This window comes from Nostoc cf. edaphicum LEGE 07299 (genome assembly GCF_015207245.1).
Classification (GTDB): domain Bacteria; phylum Cyanobacteriota; class Cyanobacteriia; order Cyanobacteriales; family Nostocaceae; genus Nostoc; species Nostoc edaphicum_B.
This window is the reverse complement of sequence record NZ_JADEXF010000469.1, coordinates 1-4,372: the sequence shown is the minus strand read 5'-3', so window position 1 is coordinate 4,372 and position 4,372 is coordinate 1. Positions and strand designations below refer to the sequence as shown.

The 4,372-nt window shown below is 43.8% G+C and carries 3 protein-coding genes; all 3 read right to left on the bottom strand.

The window, feature by feature from the left end:
• Positions 1-1,805 (bottom strand): asparagine synthetase B family protein (locus IQ229_RS14980; protein WP_194044925.1); only part of this gene is annotated, 1,805 nt, incomplete at its 3' end.
• Between the two features lie 5 nt (positions 1,806-1,810).
• A complete protein-coding gene (locus IQ229_RS14975) occupies positions 1,811-2,434 on the bottom strand; it encodes a DUF3859 domain-containing protein (RefSeq protein ID WP_194044924.1) in 624 nt (207 codons plus the stop codon).
• A gap of 616 nt (positions 2,435-3,050) precedes the next feature.
• A partial coding sequence (locus IQ229_RS14970) for a cytochrome P450 (RefSeq protein WP_194044923.1) occupies positions 3,051-4,372 on the bottom strand: 1,322 nt, incomplete at its 5' end.

The following is a 4,372-nucleotide window of genomic DNA, read 5'->3' as shown; positions in this document are numbered from 1 at the left end:
CTCCATAGCCAACGATGTAACCAAAAGGGATGATCCCAAGACTGTTTAGTTATTTCTTCATTTAAAACGTGCAATCGCCAAAGTTGCCACATAATTAGTAACCAGAGTGTTTCACCAATTCGACGGCCTTGAATAGCTGCTCCCAGTTTGCCTTCAACGATTTGTGCCGCGATGTGAGGATAAAAATGATTGTGAGCGCGAAGTACTTCTGGATTAAGCCAAATGCCGAGTTGATGCCAAAAATCATTTAAACACCAAGAAGTTAAAGGAACCCCCATACCCCGCTTTTGCCGCCAGACAATTTCGGGTGGAAGCCAATTTTCTACAGCCCGTTTGAGGATATATTTTTCACAAGCACCCTGTAAACAGAGTTCTCCAGATAAGCGGAATGTCCACTCAGCTAAAGGTAAATCACAAAAAGGCGATCGCACCCACAACCCATGAGCAAACCCCAATGCAGTGGCACGGGGATGGATATTCTGCGCTCCTTTGAGCATCAAACTAGCACGGCGCAAGCGATGCAGCAAAGATGGACACTCATTGCGATCTAAAGCTGCCAATAGCCAATCTTCAGGATGCAAATTTTGGATCTGTGCATAAACCTCCGGCTGATAAACTTGAGATTCGTATCCCCCAAGACGGTGAAAGGTGCGGAGATATTGCTGAATAAAAGTTTCCTGTCCAGCGGGATTTTCTGCTTGATAAACACCTGCGGCAATTAAAGGTTTGTTCGTCCAACCGGCAAACAATTGATCTCCACCTTCACCGTTAAAAATTACCTGAGTTTCCTGACTCGCTCTCTCAGACAGGAGATACAACGGCACACACACACCATCTCCAAAGGGCAAATCTAATGCTTGCACAGTCGGAATTAAAGCATTCTCAATCGAACTTGGGGTTACTGCAACTTTAACAAGTGGAATTTTGAGAAACTCGGCGACTTGTTCGGAGTATGGATATTCTGGAATCCCTGCGTTACCAAAATCTAAAGTGTAGGCGCGGACTTTCACCCCTGCTTGTACTAGCAGCGCCGCCACCACTGAAGAATCGAGCCCACCAGAAAGAAACACCCCGACAGGCTCATCCTTTAAATCTGCAATTTGTCGCTCAATAGAATCTTTAAGGAGAGTTTGCAATTCAGTAATTGCTGTAGCTTCATCTGTTAACTGTTCTGGCGCTTCCCGCCACGAGTGGATTTTTTTAGATTCAGGTGTTTGCAGCTTACCTGATTGGCGATCGCTCTGCCAAACTAATTCCGTCCCAGCCGTCACTGCAAACACCTGATTAATAGGAGTTAAGGGTGTGGGAACATAAGAAAAACAGCTATAGCCATATAACCCAGGAATGCTAACTTCTGACTCTTGCAAAATCGGTAAAAGTAATTGCAGTTGGGATGCAAACCAGATTATTTGTCCTTGCACAGTCCAATACAAAGGAACTCTTCCGAAAGGTTCTCTTCCCAAAACTAAGCAGTTGTTATCTTGGAGACTTATCCAAGCATCGGGTGAACTAAATAATCCTGATGCGGAGATGGCAGCAATTTGATTTTGTTGCAGTGGGGGATTGCCATGAATTCCTATATGAACAACATTCCAGATGGGAGGAGAATAACTTTCCTGTGCAGAAAACTGATTTTTCAGACCTCTAACCCCCTTCCCTAGTAGGGAAGGGGGAAAATTCAAAGCCTCTCCCCTACAAGGGGAGAGGTTTGGAGAGAGGTTTTCCACAACACTACTTAACAGCGCTTCCAACTCCTGTTGAGCGCCGTAACCCCAATAGCCAAGAAAGTGATGCGGGATAACCATCTGGGCTATTTAACTTCAAAGGTTGCATCGCTAATCTGCCGACCTTCTAGGAACATCTGCACTTTCCACTTGCCGACAGTTGCAGTTGGGTTAATAATGTACCGACACTGAGTATCCCAGACAGACGTATTAATTTCGCGGGTTTGATAGTTATTTTGCTTGACAATTTGACCACTTGGGTCAATCCAATTACAAGAGAGAGCCAGCTTTTTACCTAAAGGTGCATCCTTTAAGGTGACACGATACAACACTTCTGGATTGGTTTGGCGAGAAATTGTCTTTAAGTCGCCGCCATTATCTTGTGTCAAAGTGATGCGGTCTTGTTGAGTAGAAACACGGGAAAGTGTAGAACTTTGCTGCTGCATGAAAAATATTGTAGATGCAATGACCACCACTACAACTGCCACCACTCCAGAGGTAATCCATCGATTCCGGCGTTGCTGTACTTCCAGTGCTTGGCGGCGATTTAACTGAATCAGCGCTTCATCTAGTAACTCTGGTGGTAAATTCAACTCCTGTAAAATTTCTCTAACTTGCTGTTGGTCTAGTTCCGCTTCCCGACGCAATTGCAGACCTTCTACTTCTGTAACTATTTGTGATAATTGCTCTTGAGTCAGTCGCTGCGTCATAGCTTAACTCCTGTTGAAAAACTTGATGGCGATCGCTAAATCTCGCTTTTGTAGGTACATCATAAGCTACAAAATAAAGTTGTTGCTTTTCGGATTATTTAAGAGATACTTTTGTAAACACAGTGTACACCGTAGCTTTTTAAGGGGAGCTAGGGGGGATCAGTTAGTGCCTAAAATCACAGCCAACCACTTTTCAAACAACCTCTTAGGAACTTTTGCAAGAGGTCTAATAATCAGTCTTTTGTCTTGAAGGCGATTTATCGCATTTTTAGCGATCTAGAATTTTCATCAAAAAACCTTAACCGAACCGTATTGGCTTTGCTGACTTTTCACGGTATCTGGAAAACCTCTCTCTAAATCTCTCTCCTAAAAGGAGAGAGACTTTGAATTTTCCCCCTTCCCGCGTCGGGAAGAGGGTTAGGGGGTTAGGTTTTTGGTGGACTTTTCCACATAACGTGAAAAGTCAGATTCTTTTTTCTGTTGCAGTATATAAAAATCCCCCATAAACCTCCTTAAAAGAGAACTATGGGGGACTATTTAAAAGTATTGAAAATCTATCTAAATATATAGACGAAAGTTGTAAGTTTGCTGAATGCAACCATCAATTCCCCCAGCATCAAACAGTGGTTGTCTGTAAAATGGGAGACTTCACCTGACGTTGACTCGTGACAACCATCTCAATGGGACGATCTGGGCCTGTCACCAAACCACGGCGTTTAGGTCGCACTTCACCTTTATTAACTAGTTCTAATTCCCGGCTGGAAAGGATTTTGACGAGTGCTAGCTTCAGTTCCAACTGGGCAAATGCTAGCCCAATACAGCGCCTAGCACCACCCCCAAAGGGCAAGTACTCATAGGCAGAAAATTGCCGTTCTAAAAAGCGTTCTGGCTTAAACTGCTTAGGTTCTGGATAAATATCTTCCCGTTGGTGGGTCAGATAAATGGAACCAAGTAAGACTGTACCCGGTTCTAGTTCGTAACCACCCAACAATAGGGGTGTTTTTACTACTCTGGGAAAAGTGAGTATACCTACTGGGTAAATGCGTAACGTCTCAGAGCAAACAGCGTTGAGATAGGGTAACTTGAAAATGATGTTAGGGTCTGGGTTATCGCCCAAGCTACCTAATTCTTGTATTAGCTTTTGGCGCACTGATGGTATTTTGTGAATCCAGTATAATGCCCATGCTAAGGCTGTGGCTGTGGTTTCGTGACCAGCGACTAACAGAGTCACCAATTCATCGCGCAACTCTTCATCAGTCATAGGTTGACCTGCTTCATCCCTAGCAGCCATGAGTAAGCTGAGAATATCTGTGCGTGATGAGTCTGCTTTTTCTCGACGTTCTCGAATTTCCTGGTAGATGAGTTCGTCAGCTTCTTGCTGAAGGCGCTTCTGTTTTCCCCAAAAGTTAATCGGGCCAAAATCCCTTTGCAAAGCTGGAAAATAAAGCAAAGCCACACTTAACCGAGAACTAGCCTTTTCTAAAAGATCGCCCAAAAAATGCTGTAGTTTTTCGGCGCGAGGTCCTTCATATAGCCCAAATACAGCTTGCATAATCACCCGCAGGGTAATAGCTTGAGTTGCAGACCGAATATTAAAGGGTTTACCTATTTGGTATTGGCTGATAACTTGTTCGGTGACATCAGTAATTACCTGACTATAGTTTCGCATTCTTTCGCCATGAAAAGGAGGCATTAACAATTGCCGTTGGCGTTGATGTTCAGCCCCACTGATTGTAATCACAGAATGCTTACCCAGCAAAGATTCAAACTCCTCATTCATCTCACCAGGGGCTTCTAATTCCTTAGTATCATTTGTCAAAATTTGCTGTTGCGCTTGAGGGTTGCTGACAATCACCAAAGGAGGAGAATTTTTCTCTAATCTGATAGTAAAAATCTCTCCATACCTTTTGGCGCAAGCTTCCATAAATGACATAGGAT